The organism is Streptomyces sp. NRRL S-337, from assembly GCF_000720175.1.
Taxonomy (GTDB): Bacteria; Actinomycetota; Actinomycetes; order Streptomycetales; family Streptomycetaceae; genus Streptomyces; species Streptomyces siderophoricus.
Genome location: NZ_JOIX01000017.1, coordinates 23,086 through 40,809, shown reverse-complemented (window position 1 = coordinate 40,809; position 17,724 = coordinate 23,086). Strand labels below are relative to the sequence as shown.

Annotated in this window: 15 protein-coding genes; 7 read left to right on the top strand and 8 right to left on the bottom strand. The window is 70.9% G+C overall.

From position 1 onward, the window contains the following. Positions 1-3: 3 nt before the first annotated feature. The 5 genes from IG62_RS0114840 to IG62_RS0114820 are packed head-to-tail and all read right to left on the bottom strand — an operon-like array spanning position 4 to position 5,482. Positions 4-1,248, bottom strand: coding sequence for an MFS transporter (locus IG62_RS0114840; RefSeq protein ID WP_030802049.1), 1,245 nt, complete (start codon positions 1,246-1,248; stop codon positions 4-6). Beyond that, entirely contained in the window at positions 1,232-2,293 is a 1,062-nt protein-coding gene (locus IG62_RS0114835; protein WP_030802047.1) for a dipeptide epimerase, read from the bottom strand. Before IG62_RS0114835 ends, IG62_RS0114840 begins: the two co-directional genes overlap by 17 nt. Continuing rightward, positions 2,290-3,384, bottom strand: a complete 1,095-nt coding sequence (locus IG62_RS0114830) for a PLP-dependent cysteine synthase family protein (RefSeq protein ID WP_030802045.1) — start codon at positions 3,382-3,384, stop codon at positions 2,290-2,292. Before IG62_RS0114830 ends, IG62_RS0114835 begins: the two co-directional genes overlap by 4 nt. Further along, positions 3,381-4,229: a Rossmann-like domain-containing protein gene (locus IG62_RS0114825; protein WP_030802042.1), complete on the bottom strand. Its 849-nt coding sequence runs from the start codon at positions 4,227-4,229 to the stop codon at positions 3,381-3,383. The genes IG62_RS0114830 and IG62_RS0114825 overlap by 4 nt, the downstream gene beginning before the upstream one ends. Beyond that, positions 4,226-5,482, bottom strand: coding sequence for an ATP-grasp domain-containing protein (locus IG62_RS0114820; protein ID WP_030802040.1), 1,257 nt, complete (start codon positions 5,480-5,482; stop codon positions 4,226-4,228). Before IG62_RS0114820 ends, IG62_RS0114825 begins: the two co-directional genes overlap by 4 nt. A 142-nt stretch (positions 5,483-5,624) precedes the next feature. On the opposite strand from IG62_RS0114820, the gene IG62_RS0114815 reads away from it, so the two are divergent. Further along, positions 5,625-7,118 (top strand): alpha/beta hydrolase, encoded by a 1,494-nt coding sequence (locus tag IG62_RS0114815; protein WP_234326506.1) that lies wholly within the window; start codon positions 5,625-5,627, stop codon positions 7,116-7,118. A 104-nt stretch (positions 7,119-7,222) separates the two neighbouring features. Here IG62_RS0114815 and IG62_RS0114810 read toward each other — a convergent pair whose 3' ends face one another. Together IG62_RS0114810 and IG62_RS0114805 are read right to left on the bottom strand one after the other, a co-directional pair. Further along, positions 7,223-7,828 (bottom strand): GNAT family N-acetyltransferase, encoded by a 606-nt coding sequence (locus IG62_RS0114810; protein ID WP_051798079.1) that lies wholly within the window; start codon positions 7,826-7,828, stop codon positions 7,223-7,225. 94 nt (positions 7,829-7,922) lie between these two features. Further along, the gene (locus IG62_RS0114805) at positions 7,923-8,927 is read right to left on the bottom strand and encodes a GTP-binding protein (protein WP_234326505.1); all 1,005 of its coding nucleotides are present in this window, start codon (positions 8,925-8,927) and stop codon (positions 7,923-7,925) included. Positions 8,928-9,603: 676 nt separating this feature from the next. Between IG62_RS0114805 and IG62_RS0114795 the strand changes: the two genes are divergently transcribed. Further along, positions 9,604-10,275, top strand: coding sequence for a DUF6445 family protein (locus IG62_RS0114795; protein WP_030802030.1), 672 nt, complete (start codon positions 9,604-9,606; stop codon positions 10,273-10,275). 141 nt (positions 10,276-10,416) lie between these two features. On the opposite strand, the gene IG62_RS0114790 is transcribed toward IG62_RS0114795, so the two are convergent. After that, positions 10,417-10,803, bottom strand: coding sequence for an ArsR/SmtB family transcription factor (locus IG62_RS0114790; RefSeq protein ID WP_030802021.1), 387 nt, complete (start codon positions 10,801-10,803; stop codon positions 10,417-10,419). 88 nt (positions 10,804-10,891) lie between these two features. Here IG62_RS0114790 and IG62_RS0114785 point away from each other — a divergent pair, with 88 nt between their 5' ends. The 5 genes from IG62_RS0114785 to IG62_RS0114760 all read left to right on the top strand — a co-directional run bounded on the left by IG62_RS0114785 (position 10,892) and on the right by IG62_RS0114760 (position 17,664). After that, positions 10,892-12,892 (top strand): heavy metal translocating P-type ATPase, encoded by a 2,001-nt coding sequence (locus IG62_RS0114785; RefSeq protein ID WP_037838359.1) that lies wholly within the window; start codon positions 10,892-10,894, stop codon positions 12,890-12,892. Between the two features lie 364 nt (positions 12,893-13,256). Continuing rightward, positions 13,257-13,430, top strand: a complete 174-nt coding sequence (locus IG62_RS47205; RefSeq protein WP_158795040.1) for a hypothetical protein — start codon at positions 13,257-13,259, stop codon at positions 13,428-13,430. Positions 13,431-13,598: 168 nt separating this feature from the next. Continuing rightward, on the top strand, positions 13,599-15,104 hold the full coding sequence (locus tag IG62_RS0114770) for a Y4yA family PLP-dependent enzyme (RefSeq protein ID WP_030802015.1): 1,506 nt from the start codon (positions 13,599-13,601) through the stop codon (positions 15,102-15,104). After that, entirely contained in the window at positions 15,101-16,438 is a 1,338-nt protein-coding gene (locus IG62_RS0114765; RefSeq protein WP_030802014.1) for a pyridoxal-phosphate dependent enzyme, read from the top strand. The genes IG62_RS0114770 and IG62_RS0114765 overlap by 4 nt, the downstream gene beginning before the upstream one ends. Next, a complete protein-coding gene (locus IG62_RS0114760; RefSeq protein WP_030802010.1) occupies positions 16,435-17,664 on the top strand; it encodes an aminotransferase class V-fold PLP-dependent enzyme in 1,230 nt (409 codons plus the stop codon). The genes IG62_RS0114765 and IG62_RS0114760 overlap by 4 nt, the downstream gene beginning before the upstream one ends. Positions 17,665-17,724 lie beyond the last annotated feature (60 nt).

Here is a 17,724-nt window from a genome sequence, read left to right as displayed (position 1 = left end):
TCCTCAAGCCGTTGCCGGTACCGCGGGTTTCTGGGGCGTTGGCAGCGAGCCGAGCCGCCGCAGCCAGGCCACGCCCAGGGCGGAGGCGAGCCCGAACAGCGCGCAGCACGCCCAGGGCAGCCAGCCCGCACCGCCCCGCGCTCCGGTGTCCATGGCCCAGCCCACGACCGTGTTGCCGACGGCGGCGGCGATGCCCGAGACGACATAGAAGATCCCGAAGTACGTGCCGGTCAGCTCGGGCCGGCCGAACCCTGGGATGAGCTCCAGTACGAAGGGCTGGGCGACCATCACGCCGAGGTAGAGCAGGAGGGCGCCGAGCAGGACGGGCACTGCGTCGAGCCATCCGGGCGAGCCGGCGTCGGCCACCAGAGCCGGCGGGAGGAACGCCAACCCCATCACGACGAGGCCCACCGTGATCCAACGCGCCCTGCTGCCACGGGAGCTGAGCGCCCGCGTGATGCGCAGTTGGAGCGCGAGGTTGGACACGGTGCCGACGAGGAAGACGAGGCCCGCCGCGCCGTCCCAGCCGGTGGCCCGTCGCGCCCCGTCGGGCAGCAGCAGGTACAGCTGGTTCTGCAGGGTGAACATGCCGACCATGGCGAGCGCGAAGGCCAGGAAGGCGCGGCTGCCGAGGACTTCTCGCCAGTCCGCGAGCACGGTGCTCTTGCTCGGTGTGACCTGTCGGGCGGGCAGGACCAGGGCCTGGGCGATCGTGAGGGCTGCGAAGATCCCGGCCGCGGTCAGCGCGGACGTACGGAAGTCCACCAGGAGCAGCGCACTGCCGAGCAGCGGGCCGATCAGCGCACCGGTCGTGGCGAACATGTTGAACAGGGCGAACGCCTCTGCCTTGCGGTCGTCGGCCTCCTGGGCGATGTAGGCGCGCACGGCGGGGTTGAACAGTGCTCCGGCGAGGCCGCTGAGGACGGAAGCGGCGAGGAGCAGGGGCAGTCTGTCGCCGAGTGCGAACAGCGCGAACCCGACGGCACGCAGCGCACAGCCGGCGATGATCACGCCTCGCGCGCCGAGCCGGTCGGAGGCGGAGCCGCCGATGAGGAACAGGCCCTGCTGGCTGAGGTTGCGCACGCCGAGGACGACACCGACGACGGCCGCCGACAGGCCCAGGTTCTCGCCGAGGTGAGTGGCGAGATAGGGGATGAGGAGGTAGAAGCCGGTGTTGACGCCGAGCTGGTTGACCAGCAGGAGCTGGACCGCGAGCGGGAAGCGGCGCATCTCATGCCACGTCTTCACGGCCCACCTCCCGCAGTTCCACGCCCAGTCCGGGCAGGGCACCGGCGCGTACGAAACCGTCTTCGCCCCCGATGCCGGTCCAGGGGTCGTGCGCGAGCAGCAGATGCCCGTCGAGGTCGGCCCAGCGGGCGCGGTTGGCGAGGTGCACGGCGGGCGCCAGGCCGAGGCTGCTGGCGGTCAGGCAGCCGAGCATCAGCTCGGTGCCGCTGCCGTCGAGCAACTCGGCGATGCGCAGGGCCGCGTGCACGCCGCCGCACTTGGCGAGCTTGACGTTGATGCCCTGAACCCGACCGGCCAGTCGCCGGGCGTCCTCGAAATCGATGGCGTCCTCGTCGGCGATGATCTGCAGGGGCGACTTCTCGGCGAGCGAACCCAGTGCGTCGGGGTCACCCGGAGCCAGGGGCTGTTCCACGGCTTCCACGCCCAGGTCGGCGAATCGGGGCAGCAGGGCCGTGGCCTGGGCCGTGCTCCAGGCACCGTTCGGATCGAGCAGCAGCCGCACCCTGGGCGCCGCGTCGCGGATGACGCGGACGCGCTCCACGTCGTCCTCGGCATCCGGCGTACCCGCCTTGACCTTGATCACCTCGAAGCCGCTCGCGGCGAGGCAGCGGGCCTCAGCGGCGGCGCGTACGGGCGAGGTGATGCCGATGGTCCGGGCCGTAGCGGCCGCCGGAGCCCGCTCCGCACCCAGGAGCCGGTGCACGGGACGTCCTGCCCGCTTGCCGACCAGGTCGAGCAGCGCGGCGTCCACGGCGGCGGTCACGGCCGGGGGAGTGTCCCCGGCAGCCAACTCGCCTGCCCGCACGGCCTCCAGGGCGCTCTCGGGGTCGGGGAAACGGCCGAGGCTCGTCCCCACGGAGGCGAAGAGTCCTTGGAGCGTCTGCGCGTCGAGCCCGTAGTAGACGCTCGTCACGGCCTCGCCGTGGCCGCGCAGGCCGTCGTGTTCGACGGTCAGCCACACGGCCTCACGGGCGGACATGGTGGAGCGGGAGATGCGCAGCGGCTCGGCGAGTTCGAGGCGTACGGTGCGCACGCTGGCCTTCATGGGTTCCTTTCCGAAAGGGGAGTGGCCGCCTGGAGCGGGTCGGCGATGCGGGTGCACCGCGCCCAGCCGGTGGCTTCGGCCGCACGAGGGTGGGGGATCTCGACGGGCCGGACGGCCGCGGCGGAGGGGTCGAGGCCGTGCGCGGCGGCGAAGTCGTCGTCGTAGACCGTGCCGAGGTAGCGGTGCGGCCCGTCGGGGAAGACGGTCGCGACGACCGCGCCCGGATGGACGCGGGAGGCCCACGCCGCGACGCGCGCCACCGCCCCCGTGCTCCAGCCGCCGCTGACGAAGCTGCCGCGGGCCAGGCGCCGGCAGCTGTCCACCGCCTCGGCGGGGCCGACCCAGTGGACCTCGTCGAAGGCGTCGTAGGCGACATTGCGCGGGTGGATGCTGCTGCCCAGTCCGCGCATCAGCCTGGGGCGGGCCGGCTGTCCGAAGATCGTCGACCCTGTGGCGTCGACGCCGATCAGCCGCAGGGTGGGCCAGTAGCGGCGCAGTGGGCCGATGATCCCGCCGCTGTGCCCGCCGGTGCCGACGCTGCACACCAGGACGTCCAGATGGTCCAGTTGCACGGCGAGCTCGGCGGCTAGTGAGGCGTAACCGGTGCTGTTGTCGGGGTTGTTGTACTGGTCGGGCCAGTAGGCGTCGGGCAGCACTGCGAGCAGCTCGCGCAGCCGGTCAAGTCGGGCGGCCTGCCAGCCCCCTTCCGGGGCGGGCCGCTCCACAAGCTCAAGGCGCACCCCGTGGGAGCGCAGCAACTGCCGCATGGAGGCTTCCAGTTCGCTGTCGCCGACCAGTACGACGGGATGGCCGAGGGCCTGGCCGGCGAAGGCCAGCCCGATGCCGAGCGTGCCCGAGGTGGACTCCACCACCGGTGCTCCGGGACGTAGTTCACCGCGCTCACGGGCGGCCAGCAGCATCGACACCGCGGCCCGCGCCTTCATGCCGCCCGCGCCGAGCCCTTCGAGCTTGGCCCAGAAACCGGGGTGCGGGCCCGCCAGCTCGGTGGTGATGCGTACCAAGGGCGTGCGGCCGAGCAGGGTGAGCAGCTCCGGGCGGGCGACGACCGGCCCGACGGAGGTCACGGTCACTGGATGCCTCCGGGACGGTCCGCGCGGTAGCGGTGGACGGTGCCGGGGCCGCCGTCCAGCCAGAAGAAGGGGTACGGCTCCGCACACACCGCGCTCACGCCATGACCGAGGAAGCGCGGCAGGACCGCGCTGCCGGTCTGGGCGAACATCACCAGCTGCTTGCCGTGCCGCAGCGCGTGTTCTCGCAGTGGCTCGAAGGTTGCGTTGCCCAGCGTCATCCCGGACACCAGCAGCGCATCGCAGCGCCCGGCCGCGGCGAGGGCGTCGGTGACGACTGGCTCGTCCCACTCCGTCGACCCGCCCTTGAGGTCGCACGGAACGTAACCGAGTCCGCGGGAACGCAGCGCTTCCAGAAGGGAGTTGACGACACCGACAACGAGCACCGTGGCTCCGGTCGGGAGGTCGAGCAGCTCGACGACTGCCCGCGCCCGCGCCCGGGACTTCTCCAACGAGGTCCCGGAGGGCAACCGTACGGGCAGGGCCCCATGGTCCGGAGTGTGCGGGGTGACGTGCATCAGATAGGCATCGAGTGCCGCGACCCGCACCGGCAGCAGCGGATGCTTGAGCAGCCGTGCCACATCGGTGCCCACACACTCCTCGACCGCGTCGTCGGACAGTGCACCGGGCTCGACCGCGCACGAGCCGACGGCCCCGCCGAGCCGCAGGCTGAGCACCTCGTTGCGGTACCCGGTGCCGCGCCCGTCGTGCCGTACGGCCTGCCGCGTGGTGAAGGCCACGGCGATCCGCTGACCGGCGGGATCCGGGCCCAGCTCGCCGGCCAGGGTGCTCCGTATGAGTTCGTCGTACGTCGTCCCGCGGACGGACGCCGAGGTGGCGGGGGTCATCGGATCACCAGCCCGGACCGCACTTCGGCGAGCAGGGCCTCGACCCGGTCGCGGGCGCCGGTGCCCTCCGGGTCGCCGGCCATGATGTGCCCGAGGTATTCGTTGTTGCTGCCCGCCGCCTTGACCTGCTTACCGGGCTCGGCGAGCTGGAGCTCCAGCACGTCCGGCGCGTGTCGTAGAGGGCCGCCCTCCAGGGATTCGAGGGTGCCCGCGGTGTGCGGCACGAGGAAGCCGACGGCGGCGCTGCGCAAGCCGGTCTCGGCACGCCGGAGGTCGGGGGCGCGGCCCAGAGCGACGTCGACGAAGGCCGCGGCCAGATTGATGCCCGTCACGTGACGGATGAGCTCGGTGATCCGGTTCCCGGCGGGGCGTGGGTTGACCTCGACCACGCGCGGACCGTCGGTGGTCAGCTTGATTTCGGTGTGTGCCACGACCCCGTCGGTCAGGCCGAGCGCCTTGAGCGCGGCCAGCGCGGTCTGCTCGGCAGCCTCGGCGTCTGCGGCCGTCAGCGCCGCGGGGAACATGTGCCCGGTCTCGATGAACGCCGGCGCCCCGCCGATGCTCTTGTCGGTCACGCCGACCACATGGACCGTGCCCGCGTGCGAGACCGTCTCGACGCTCACCTCGGGGCCGTCCAGCATCTCCTCCAGCAGCACCACGGGCGCCCGCCGCTGCCCGCGCGCGTTGACCGGGAAGTCGGCCAGGGCGCTTACGGCGGCGGCCAGTTGCTCCTCGTCGTCCACCCGCCGCACGAACATGCCCGCGCACAGGTCGATGGGTTTGACGACCAGCGGATAGCCGATCTCCCGCGCGGCGCACGCGATGTCGGCCCACTCCTCGTGGACGGCGAAACGCGGCCCAGGCACTCCCGCGTCGGCGAGGACACGGCGCGTGGCGTCCTTGCGGCAGGCGTTCTCGACGGCCTCTGGGCTCGGGCCCGGCAGGCCCAGGTGCCCGGCGATCCGCCCCACGGTCGGCAGGTAGTAGTCGCAGGACGTGAGCACGCCGTCGAATCCGAGGACCGCGTGCAGCCGCTCCACCAGGGGCAGCAGGGCCGCGGTGTCGTTGGTGTCCGCGGTGATCACGTGGCGGGCGGCGAGGAGCGGGTGCGCCGTGCCTTCGGGGGCTGAGCGCAGGTAGTGGTGCAGGTCGCGGGTGAGGAAGGTGAACTCGTGCCCGCCCTCCCGGATCGCCCGCGGCAGCAACCTGCTCATCGATCCGACCCAGCTCTCGACCACCAGTAGATGAGCCACAACTTCCCTTCCAGGGCTGACGTGCAGATAGCGGGGCAGCCCGACGGCGCCCCCTGAGGAGCGGTCGGTGTTGCCGAGAGAACACGGTATCGATAATCATTTTCATTGTCATATGATCGACGCATCCCGCTGGAGACAACCCGTGATCCCTCCCGCACGCCGCACGGCCCACCTGTGCGCGCTGGCAACTCTCGTCATCACCGCGCTCCCCGCCGTACCCGCCCAGGCCGCGGCACTCCCGGCCGCGCTCCGCTTCGGTGCCTGCCCCGAATCCGTCCCCGCTCCGCCGGCGCCGGAGCGCGTGGAGTGCGCGCGGTTGAGCGTGCCGCTGGACTGGGACCGGCCCCACGGGCAGCACATCCAACTGGCCGTCTCCCGGGTGCGTGCCTCGGGCACCCCGGCCGAGCGACGCGGCGCCCTGCTGGTCAACCCGGGTGGCCCGGGCGGCTCCGGACTGCCGTACGCCGTCACGAAGCGGGCCAAACTCCCGGCGAGCGTCCGGCGTTCGTACGACGTCATCGGCTTTGACCCGCGCGGTGTCGGTCACAGCGCTCCCGTCGACTGCGGCGACATGGGCGGCCTCTTCGCCGCTCCGGGTGCGGACCCCGTACCGGTCGGCCCGGCTGCCGAACGGAAGTACCTGGCCTCGCTCCGGGGCATGGCCGACGACTGCGCAGCGGGCGCGAAGCACGTGCTGCCGTACCTCTCCACGGAACAGACCGCGCGGGACATGGACGCAATACGCGTCGCGCTCGGAGAGCGGAAGACGAACTTCCTCGGTGTCTCCTACGGCACCTATCTCGGCGCCGCCTACGCGGCGCGCTTCCCGCAGCGCACCGGGCGCATGGTCCTCGACAGCGTGGTCGGCCCCTGGGCCTGGTACGACTTCGACGTCATCCAGAGCCGGGCGTTGCTGCGGCAGCGAGACCGCTTCTTCGCCTGGGTTGCCGATCACCACGACCGCTTTGGGTTGGGCGGCGGCGCGAAGGAGGCCTGTCGGGCCTACCTGCGTGTGCGCCAAGGGCTCGCCGCCCACGCGGTGAACGGCTTCGGCCCCGCGGAGTTCGACCGCGCCGTGTACCGCGCGCTGGGCCGCACGGAACGCTGGGCTGGCCTCGCCGACGGACTCCGCGCGTACTTGGATGAGGGTGTCGTCGACGGCCTCCGGCCCGCGAGTGCCTTCGACGGCCCGGACTCACGCAACTACGAGGCGGCCAATCGCCTCGTCAAGTGCGCCGACGGCCCCGCGCCCTCGCCCCGGCGGATCGTCGCGGACATCCGCCACACCCGGAGTCTCGACCGCCAGCCGGTGCTGACCGGCATGGAAGCGTCCACCTGCGCCTACTGGCAGCACCGCCCCGCCCACCGCACCCCGCTCGGCAGTCCCGATGTGCCGCCGGTCCTGCTGGTGGCCTCGGCACACGACCCCGTCACCCCCGTCGAGGGAGCGCGCAAGTTGCAGCGACTGCTGCCCAACTCCCGCCTGGTGACCCTCGAAGACGACTACTCCCACGGCGTGTTCGCCAGCCGCGGCAACGCCTGCGTGGACGACGCCGCGGCGGCGTATCTCGTTGACGGGAGGGCGCCGGAGACGGACGTGCGCTGCGACGGGCCGGGGCTTCCGTCGGTGTCCTGACGCTCCACATGGCCGCGGGCATTCTTGACCACGGGGAACGACGAGGTCCCCGATCGGAACCGTTCGGGGACCTCGATCGCCCGGGCGAGCGGGTACGGAGGGGACTACCCCCTTGCCATGGGGACGGCCGGCTCTTGCTGTGTCCGGACGGGTGTGACGGGCTGCGGCATGGGGATTTCGAAGTGCACCGTGTCGACGCCAGGGCCGTGCTCGCCGGTCGAGCGGGCGTCGAAGATCTCCTTGGCCATGCTCCGCCAGAAGGCTTCGGCGCCTTCCACCCTGACGTTGGTGTGCAGGTAGATGCTGTCGTAGCCGGGAGTGGTGGCGGCGAAGTCGGAGGCGATGCGCACCATGGTGCGCGCCAGCCCATGTCGCCGGTGGGCCGGCCTGACATAGACGCGGACGATCTGTGCGGTGGACCCGTGCGGGTAGCGTTCGGCGAGCCAGCGGGGGTGTGGTGGGTGGACGGGGCCCGCCGAGCGCACACCGGTGGTGGCCACCACTTCGCCGTTGTGCTCGGCCACCAGCAGGAGATGCCGTGGGTCGTCCAGGTAGGTGCCCTCGATGTCGATGACGTCGTCGTGCCACGCGGGGACGTAGCCGTAGCCGAATTCCGTGTAGAAGGTGTCGAGCATCAGGCGGCGCGCGCCGTCCACGTCTGCCGGGGTGGCGGGGCGCACGGTGTAGTCGGGGTGTGGTGCGTTGGCCATGGTTGTTCTCCTGTTTGCTGAGCGTTCGTGAGGGCGGTGGACGGGGCCCGCGCGGTGCGAATCTGCGGCTGGGGCCGAGCGGTTCCGCGCTTGGTCACGGAGAATCTCCGCCGCTGAGGAGCGGATCGGGCATGGACGCCCATGTGTCCCGGCCCTGCGACAGCTCTGCATCGGTGAGCAGGGCGGCTCCGAGGGCGGAGCGGATCCGTTGCTCGCTGAGGTGGGTGCCCGTGAAGGTGATCTCGTTGCGCCGCTCGCCGTAGTAGGCGTGCCAGAACCACGAGGCGAGCGTGCGTCGTTGGGGCGAGGCGGCCTTCCAGGCGTGCAGGTCATCCGTTTCCAGCCAGCTGTCCGCCTCGCGCAGCTCCAGGTGTGGCCCGGCGGAGCGCCAGGTCACGACGGAGTCGGGGCGGCTGGACAGCCAGAGGTGTCCGCGGCTGCGGACGACGCCACACATCACCGTGGCCAGTGCATCTGCCAGCCGTTCGGGGTGCAGGGGGCGCCGGGCCCGCCACAGTACGGATTCCACACCGTGCTGGGTGCCGCGACGCGGGCGCGGCACGCTCATGGGTTCCAGCCGTGCCCGCCACTCTTCGGTGGCTCCTCGGGGCGCCGGCTGGATGAGGGACGGCGGCAGCTCTACTGCCGCCCCGCCGCTGTTCGAGGAAGTGAGGAGCAGGGCTTGCCCGTTGAGGTGGCCCGCCAGCGCGGCAGCTCCCTCGGCGCGGCGGCTGTCCTGGTGCACCGGGGCGGGCACGATCAGCGCGTCTGCCGCCTCCACTTGGCGAGCGGCGACTTCGGCGGGTGTCACGGGACCGCTCTGGCCACCTTCGCCCCACAGGTGCACGGCCCGATGGACACAGCCGATGTCCGCCATGAAGGACGCGGAGTCGACGCCCACCAGAAGGGACGCGGGATCGTAGTGGTCCCCCAGGGAACTGCTGCCGATCGGGGTGCGCCACAGCTCGCACAGCAACGGGAGGATGTCGAGCTCGGCGGGCAGGGCGAGGATGACGTGCAGCTGCCCTGCGGTGCGCCGGAGGGAGAGGAGATCCTGACGGAGGATCACCGCCGGATCGCCCGTCGCGCTCAGGGGCACGGCTTCCTGAACGCGTGCATCCCCACCGGAAACGAAGCGTTGGACCGCCGGATACCTGTCATCCCTTGCCTGTACCGACACGGCGAGGGTCACGGCGTGGGGAGACGCACGCAGCACATGGTCCACCACAGCGCCTCGGACGTCGGGCGTGTTGCCGCCCACCACGCTCAACAGGCTCTTGGCCATGCTGGATCCCATCAGTTGAGGCGGAGGAGGCGCCGGGGTGTGCGGGCTGTTGCGTGCGGACCGGTGCGCAGGGTGCAGTCATCCGGCGCCCCTGCCCACGCGCGATCACGACCGGCGTCGGCCCTGGCGGCGCACGGCCCGCGGGTGGTGCCTGCGACGAGGGTGAAGGGGCGGCTCGGGCCGCTCTCTGTCACAGCGGTCATACTGTGCTGGCTCCGCTTATTGGAAATGGTTTCCATTTTTATATCACGCCGGCCTGACTACCACGGTCGGAAGGGGGGTGCGCGGCCATGACGGCCTGGGCCGTCGGCGTGCTCTCCACGGAGTGTCTGGTGGCCGCCCTGGCATTGATGTCGACGCCGTACGGCACGCGGAGCTGAAGATTGCCCTCTACCTGGCAGTGCCCTCAGCCAGATGGATGGGGAACCCTTGACTGAAGGTTGACCGCTTGAGTGGCCAGCCGTGGGAGGGAGCGAACTACGTTCCCTTCATGCCTCTACGCCCCCCACGCCTACCGGTTCTGCCGTACCGCAAGCCCACCCGTGGTCGGGATTACTGGGTGCTGGACGACGTGCTGCCGGACCCGGCAGCCGTACGGGAGCGCTGCCTGGCCAGGAACGACTGGACGGAGGGCTACCCCCATAAGCCTGAGAGCTGGCCGGGTCTGCGCACCATGCCGGCACTCGAACCGGGCGAGCTGGCGCATGTCGAGAAACTGGTGAGAAAGGCGACCGGCGCCCCGAAGCTCTGGGTCGAGCGTCCTGAGGGCGGCGGCACCTTCAACCACAACTGCGTCCAGGTCGTCGGTGCGGGAGAGTGCGAGCCGCGCCCCCACACCGACTCCCGCACCCTGTGCCGCTATGCGGCCGTGCTGTACCTCAACCCTCTTGTCCCCAAGGATTTCGGCACCAGTTTCTACCGACAGAGCCTGCCAGGCGGCTCGCTCGGCGGGAACCAGGTGGCCGCTCCGCACAACAACCTGGTCGACGCCCTCGGTACTCGCTTCGTCGCGCCCGACTCCTTCGTCGAGGACGTCCGCGTCCCGCACCGCGCCAACCGCCTGCTGCTCTACTCCGCGAACCTGATCCACACGGCCACCGGCTACTGCGGCACCACCCTGGAGGAGAAGCGGATGACGGCGGTCTTCTTCTGGATGGCCTGACCGCCCGACGCCTTGCGGGCCGTCACCGATCCAGCCAGGAACTTCAGCTGCAACGGATGGGGGCCTGACCAGAAGTTCCGCTGCGCCCGTGTCGGCGCTGGTATGACGGCCACGCCCGAGGCCGGCGAGTGGTCGCCCATCTCAGTCAGCGCCGCGGGCCTCGGGCATGTCGGCGGGCGCATCGCGGACCCCCAGCCGCAGGTGCTCGACGTGGTAGAGGGCCTGGTCGAGGAGTTCGGCGACGTGGTGGTCGTAGAGGGCGTAGACGATCGAGCGTCCGTGGCGTTCGCCGGTGACCAGGCCGAGGTTGCGCAGTAGGCGCAGCTGGTGGGAGCAGGCGGACTGTTCCATGCCGACGGCGTCGGCCAGGTCGCCGACTGAGCAGGGGCCTTCCTGGAGCCGGGCCAGGATGTACAGCCGCGAGGGTGTGGCGAGGGCCTGGAGGGTGGCGGCGACATCGGCGGTGCCGACCGCGTCGAGACGCTCGCGGGTGGTGGCGCTGTTGGCGGTGTCGGTTCCGTGGCCCATGCGGACATCATATCTATAATATATGAAGACCTGTACAGGCATTCCTGTATGGTGGTTGCCCTGCCTGCCTGTGAAGGGTTGTTTGGTCATGTCCTCTGTCCTGGATCAGCGGCCTGCGCCGACCACCACCGGGCCACGCCCGGTGCCCCAGCGACGGCGTACGCGGGCGCTGGCGCTGCCGGAGGCGCGTTGGGCGTTGGCCGCGCTGGTCCTGTTCCTGATCGCCCTCCCGCTCAAGCTGCTCGACGCCCCGGTGGGGGTGTGGGCGCCGCTGCTCGCCACCACCTACCTCACAGGCGGCTGGGAGCCGGGCTGGCAGGGCCTGAAGGCCCTGAAGGACAAGACGTTGGATGTGGATCTGCTGATGGTGGTCGCCGCGCTCGGCGCCGCAGCCATCGGGCAGGTGCTGGACGGGGCACTGCTGATCGTCATCTTCGCGACCTCCGGAGCCCTGGAGGCGGTCGCGACCGCCCGCACCGCGGACTCCGTACGCGGCCTCCTCGACCTGGCACCCACCACCGCGACCCGGCTCCTGCCCGACGGCGGGGAGGAGACGGTCGCCGTCGAGGACCTGAAGGTCGGGGACATCATCCTCGTGCGGCCCGGTGAGCGGGTCGGCGCCGATGGTCAGGTCCTCGACGGGGCGAGTGACGTCGATCAGGCCACCATCACGGGCGAGCCGCTGCCAGTGGCCAAGCAGGTCGGGGACGAGGTGTTCGCCGGCACCGTGAACGGCACCGGCGCCCTGCGGGTGAGGGTCGAGCGGGATCCGGCGGACTCGGTGATCGCGCGGATCGTGAAGATGGTCGAGGAGGCATCCGAGACGAAGGCACCCACCCAGCTGTTCATCGAGAAGATCGAGCAGCGGTACTCGATCGGCATGGTGATCGCCACCCTCGCCGTCTTCACGGTCCCGTTCGCCTTCGGCTCCGCGCTCCAGCCTGCCCTGCTCCGGGCGATGACCTTCATGATCGTCGCCTCCCCGTGTGCGGTGGTGCTCTCCACGATGCCGCCGCTGCTGTCCGCGATCGCCAATGCCGGGCGCCACGGCGTCCTGGCGAAGTCCGCCGTCGTCATGGAACGCCTCGGCCAGGTCGATGCCGTCGCCCTGGACAAGACCGGCACGCTCACCGAAGGCACCCCGCGCGTCACCGACATCCGGCCCCTGCCCGGCACCGGCCTGACCGACGACACGCTGCTGACGCTGGCCGCCGCGGCTGAGCACCCCAGCGAGCACCCGCTCGCCCGCGCGGTCGTCGACGCCGCCCGCGAACGCCGCCTGCCGCTGCCCGAGGCACTCGACTTCGTCTCCGTTCCCGGCCGGGGCGTGAGCGGCACGGTGAACGGCCACACCATCGAGATCGGCTCGCCCGCCCGTGTCCTGCCCTCTCCCGTTGAGGTGGTGCAAGAGGTCGTGGAGGGACTGGAGGACGCCGGCCGGACCGCGGTGTTGGTGCTGTGTGACGGTGTTCCGGCCGGGGTGATCGGCACCGCCGACCGGCTGCGGCCGGACGCCGCCGCCACCGTCGCCGCCCTCACCGAGCTGACCGGCCGCACCCCTGCCCTGCTGACCGGCGACAACGAGCGTGCCGCGAAACACCTGGCCGAGCAGGTCGGCATCACCGATGTCCGCGCCGGACTCCTGCCCCAGGACAAGGTGGCAGCTGTCCGGAGGTGGGAGAGCGAAGGCCGCAAGGTGCTCGTCGTCGGCGACGGCGTCAACGACGCCCCGGCGCTGGCTGCTGCCCACACCGGCATCGCGATGGGCAAGGCGGGTTCCGACCTTGCCCTGGAGACGGCCGACGCCGTCGTCGTCCGCGACGAACTCGCCGCCATCCCCACCGTCGCGTCCCTCTCCCGGGCCGCCCGGCGCCTGGTCGTCCAGAACCTCGTGGTCGCTGGTGTGTTCATCACCGCCCTGGTGACCTGGGACCTCATCGCCACCCTGCCGCTGCCGCTCGGCGTCGCCGGCCACGAAGGGTCCACCGTCATCGTCGGCCTCAACGGGCTGCGCCTGCTGCGCGAAGCGGCGTGGAAGAACCCCCTCCGAGGAGGCACCGCGCGAGCGAATGCTCCTGCCGACTCGTAGGCCCCGACCATCCGGGCGAGGGCGGCACGGCTCACGGCCACCGTCTGCCGCGGCTGCTGCGGCACGACCAACGTCCCCAGCCTCGATCACGCCGCACAACGCACCACGCCTCACCGAGCCACCCGGCGTCCCCGCACAACGTCGGCCTGCCCGACCCCAACGGGTCGAACAGGCCGACGTCAATCCGTGCTCCGCGACTTTCCCACGGCATCGGATGACCCGCAGGGCGAAACCTCTACTTGGTGAAGGCCGCGACGCCGTTCGGGGCGCCGAGGCCCGTCGGGCCGTCGTAGTCCTTGCCTGCCTGGAACGCAGAGGGCATCAAGGTGGTCCGCCGGCTCCACCGGGCGGGTGGCACCGTCCGGTGGAGCCACCTCAACGGCGCGTGCTGTGCGACATACCCGACCCGGTGGCCGGTGAGCGCTCCACCACCACGCTGTTCATCGAACACCCGGCGCTCGCAGGCTGTCTGCGGCTGGCCTTTCAGACCGTTTGGGAAGGCGCGGTGCCCGCGCCGGGGTCCGGCGCGGTGTCGTGAAGGGCCCGTCCTCAGTCGTCGAACGGACCGGCAATCGGCCACCCCTGCCGGAAAGCCAGTGTGGTCCTCGCGGGCCGGGCGCCAGGGCTTAAAGGCCCTTGCGGGAGGAAATGATTACGCCCGAGCGATTGTCGGAGCCACGGTCGTCCGGTAGGGAAGGTGCCTGTCGTGGGTGTGCCCTTGTATCTGCAACCACGACTGGAACCATCGCTTACCTCGCTGCTGGACGCCGGTGTGTTCCTGCACTCGCTCGTCGACGCCCTCGGCTCTCCGCTCAATGTGTTGCTGCCGGAGCAGATCGCCGAGAACACCGAGCGATTCCGCGCCGTCTACCGTGAGCACCACCTCGCCGGGCGGGTGTACTTCGCGCACAAGGCGAACCGGTCCAGCGCGCTGGTGCGGCGGCTGGCGGCGATGGACTCGGCCGCGACCGGTGTCGACGTCGCCTCGCTGGGGGAGCTACGGCACGCCCTGGCGTGCGGTCTCACGCCGGACAGGGTCATGGCCACCGGCCCCAAGGACCCGGAGTTCCTGTGGCTCGCCGCTCGTGTCGGGGCGACGGTGAACCTCGACTCACGTGGCGAGCTGGACCAACTGGTGGAGATCGTACGGAAGTACGGCCTCTCCCGAGTCGATGTCCTGCTGCGACTTTCCGCGTTCGAGTCGGCCGCGAGCTCCGAAGGAGTGGGTGTGCGGCTGCGCTCGCGGCGCAGCCGCTTCGGCTCTCCGGCGAGGGAGGTGAGTGATCTTCTGTCCGCGGTCGAACGGTACCGTGACGCCGTCGAGTTGACGGGGGTGGCGTACCACCTGGACACCACCGCCCCCGCGGAGAAGGTCCGCGCCCTGGAGTGCTGCGTGCAGGTCATGGATGAGTGCCGTGCCCGGGGGCTGGCGCCGCGCGTGGTCGACATCGGCGGCGGCTTCGGCGTCGGCTATGTCGCCGACGCCGGCCAGTGGGAGCGCTACACCAGTGCGCTGACCGAGGCGGTGCTGGGCACCCGCCCGGCCCTGACCTGGCGCGGGCACGGCTATGGGCTGCGCAACGAGGGTGGCACGGTGCGCGGGACGGCGGCCCTCTACCCGGCGTACCGCCCCACCGCCGGCCCCGGCTACCTGGACGAACTTCTCTCCTTGCCCACGCCCTCCCTGGGCCGCCCGTCGGCCACCCTGCTCCTGGAGCACCTCTACGACCTGTACGTCGAACCGGGCCGGGCCCTGGCGGACCAGTGCGGGCTCTCCCTGGCCCTGGTCCTGGACGTACGGCGTACGGGGGAGGTCTCGGGATCGGGCGAGTATCTGGTGCGCCTGGGCATGAACGCCGGGGATGTGAGCCTGGAGGAGCACGGCGTGCTCGTCGATCCGGTACTCCTTCCCCGTACCGCAGCCGAAGGGTCGGACGAGGAGAGCCCGGTGGGGGTCCACCTCGTCGGCAACCTGTGTCTGGAGGCGGATCTGATCACCCGTCGTACGGTCTTCCTTCCTCGGTTGCCACGCATCGGCGATCTGCTGGCCTTCGCCAACACCGCAGGCTACGCAATGGACTTCCACGCCCACCGCGCGCAACGGCAGCCGGTCGCCCGCACGGTCGCCGTGGTCCGAGAGGGCGGCTCCTGGCGCTGGTGCCTGGACGAGGAGTACTGGCCGATCACCCACCCGGGGGGAGCGTTGTCATGAGGTACGACAGCATCACGGAGGCTATCGGCAACACGCCGCTGGTGTGCATCGACCCGGCCGTGCACGGTCTGCGCCACATCGACCTGTACGCGAAGCTGGAAATGCTCAACCCCTTCGGCTCGGTCAAGGACCGGCCTGCCTGGAACATGGCGCGTCCGCTTCTCGAGGCCGCGGCCGACGGTGGCGAGACGGTCGTGGAACTCTCCAGCGGCAACACGGCCAAGGCCCTCGCTCTGCTGGCCGGGATGCACGGGCTGCGGTTCAAGAGCGTGACCAACCGGATGCGGGTGCCGGAGATCAAGGACCTGCTTCTGCTGCTGGGTGCCGAGATCGAGGAGCTGCCCGGGCAGAGCGAGTGCCTCGACCCGACCGACACGGACGATCCGCTGACCCGATTCCACCAGGCGCTCTCCGAACCGGGAAGTGCGTATCTGCACACGGACCAGTACTTCAACCCGCGCAACACCGAGGCACACGCGGCGGGGACCGGACCGGAGATAGTCAAGGACCTGAACGGGCGGGCGCCGGACTGGTTCATCGCCTGCGTGGGCACGGCCGGTTCGTCGACCGGAGTGGTCAGGGTGCTTCGCGAGCACGACCCCGAGGTTCGCGTCCTCGGCCTGGTCGCCCACAAATCCGACTTCATACCCGGCATCCGCACCATCGACGAGGTGCACCAGGTCGGCCTGTTCGACCCGGCGACCTACGACACCATCGCGTCGGTGAGCTCCGACGAAGCCATCGACGGCATGATGACCCTCATCCGTCGCTGCGGACTGTTGTCGGGGCCGACCGGTGGTGCCGCCTATCTGGGCGCGGTACGTCATCTGCGTGTCGTGGATGCCGAGTTGACGGACGCGGTGCCCCGCAAGTCAGCGGTGTTCATCGTCTGCGACCGCGCCGAGAGCTATCTGAGCTATGTGCGGCAGCGCCGCCCCGAACTCCTGGGCACACCGCGCCGCGGACACTCGGCCACCGCCCTCACCGACGCCGAAGTACAGGCCGAGGCCCAGGTCATCGGCACCGACGACGCCCGGCGATGGATCTCTGGGGGCGACCCGCGCCCGCTCGTGGTCGATCTGCGGGGCCCGCACGCGTACGCCGCGCTGCACATCGAAGGCTCGGTGAACATCGTCGACGAGCTCTTTGACGAACTCGTCCGCGGCGGGCTGCCCTTCAGCAAGCGGCAGCCGGTGCTGCTGGCCTGTCCGGTCGGCGAGAAGTCCGCCCGGTACGCCGCGCTGCTGACCCGGATGGGGCATCCCGACGTCCGTAGCCTGGCCGGCGGCATCATCGCCTGGCGGGATGCGGACGCGCCGCTGGTGCGGGAATGAGCACCGGGCATCCGCTCCCCCGCGGGGAGCAGGCGGAGTCGGTGCACTGGCAACGTGAGGCGAGGGAGCAGTTCCCGATCATCACCGCCCACCCCGAGCTGGTCTATCTCGACAGCGCGGCCACCTCGCAGAAACCCCGGGCCGTGCTGGATGCCGTACAGACCTATCTCACGACGGCGAACGCCAACGCGGGGCGGGGCGCCTACCCGTGGGCCAACCGGACCACGGAGCTGGTGGAACGGACCCGGCGGCGGGTCAAGGAGTTCCTCGGCGATCCGGAACCGCAGCGGTCCGCCGTCCACTTCACCGGCGGCACCACCGAGGGACTGCGCACCATCGCCCGCGACTGGCTCACCTCGTACCTCACCGACGGCGACGAGATCCTCGTTCCCTTCGCCGACCACCGGGCGAACCTGGACCCCTGGTTGGAGGCCCAACGGCTGCTCGCCGACCGGGGCATCGACGTGCGGGTGCGGGAGCTGCCGTACCAGGCGGAGTCCGGCGACTACGACCACCGGGCGCTGGACCGGGTCATCGGCCCGCGCACCCGCTTCGTCGCCGCCACGCACATCCACCACGTGTACGGGGGCGACATGAACGTGCACCGCATCCGGGCCGCCGTCGGGCCGGACGTACCGATCTGTCTGGACGCCGCCCAGAGCATCGGCCATCTTCCGGTCTCCGTGGCCGAGTCCGCCCTCGATGTGGACTTCGTGGTCTTCTCGGGGCACAAGGCACTGGCGCTGCCCGGCTCCGGAGCGGTCTGGGCCCGCAACGCACGCGGCCCGGTGTTCGAGCCCGGCGGCTGGCGCGGCACGCCCAACACCGTGGGCGTCGCCTCGCTGGAGGCCGCGCTCGACTGGCTGTACGCGGTCGGCACGGACCGGATCGCGCGGTGGACCGTCGGACTCGCAACCCGGCTGACCGACGGACTCCGGCGCCTGGCCTCGTACGAGATCCTGGGCTGCCAGTCCAGTCTGGCCGCAGACTCCCCGGTCCCCGCGGTCCAGCGACGCCACGGCATCGTCACCTTCCGGCATCGTGACATTCCCTCCGACGACCTCGGCTTCATCCTGTTCAGCCACGGCTTCATGGTGCGGGCGGACGGCCTGTGCCAGGCCGGGGCGGACGAGAAGAGGGACGGTTCCGTGCGGGTCAGCCTGCACGTGTACAACACCGTCGACGAAATGGACCGGCTGCTGGCCGTACTCACCTCGCTCGGGTGAACCCGCGATGAAAACCGTTTCCAATACCTGTACATTCGGCGGTGTCCGCGCACAGGTATG

What these genes read in the sequence shown, in the direction of transcription:
- IG62_RS0114835 (WP_030802047.1), bottom strand. Translation starts at nt 2,293, where the DNA reads ATGAAGGCCAGCGTGCGCACCGTACGCCTCGAACTCGCCGAGCCGCTG.
- IG62_RS0114825 (WP_030802042.1), bottom strand. Translation starts at nt 4,229, where the DNA reads ATGACCCCCGCCACCTCGGCGTCCGTCCGCGGGACGACGTACGACGAA.
- IG62_RS0114810 (WP_051798079.1), bottom strand. Translation starts at nt 7,828, where the DNA reads ATGGCCAACGCACCACACCCCGACTACACCGTGCGCCCCGCCACCCCG.
- IG62_RS0114795 (WP_030802030.1), top strand. Translation starts at nt 9,604, where the DNA reads ATGCCTCTACGCCCCCCACGCCTACCGGTTCTGCCGTACCGCAAGCCC.
- IG62_RS0114790 (WP_030802021.1), bottom strand. Translation starts at nt 10,803, where the DNA reads ATGGGCCACGGAACCGACACCGCCAACAGCGCCACCACCCGCGAGCGT.
- IG62_RS0114785 (WP_037838359.1), top strand. Translation starts at nt 10,892, where the DNA reads ATGTCCTCTGTCCTGGATCAGCGGCCTGCGCCGACCACCACCGGGCCA.
- IG62_RS0114765 (WP_030802014.1), top strand. Translation starts at nt 15,101, where the DNA reads ATGAGGTACGACAGCATCACGGAGGCTATCGGCAACACGCCGCTGGTG.
- IG62_RS0114760 (WP_030802010.1), top strand. Translation starts at nt 16,435, where the DNA reads ATGAGCACCGGGCATCCGCTCCCCCGCGGGGAGCAGGCGGAGTCGGTG.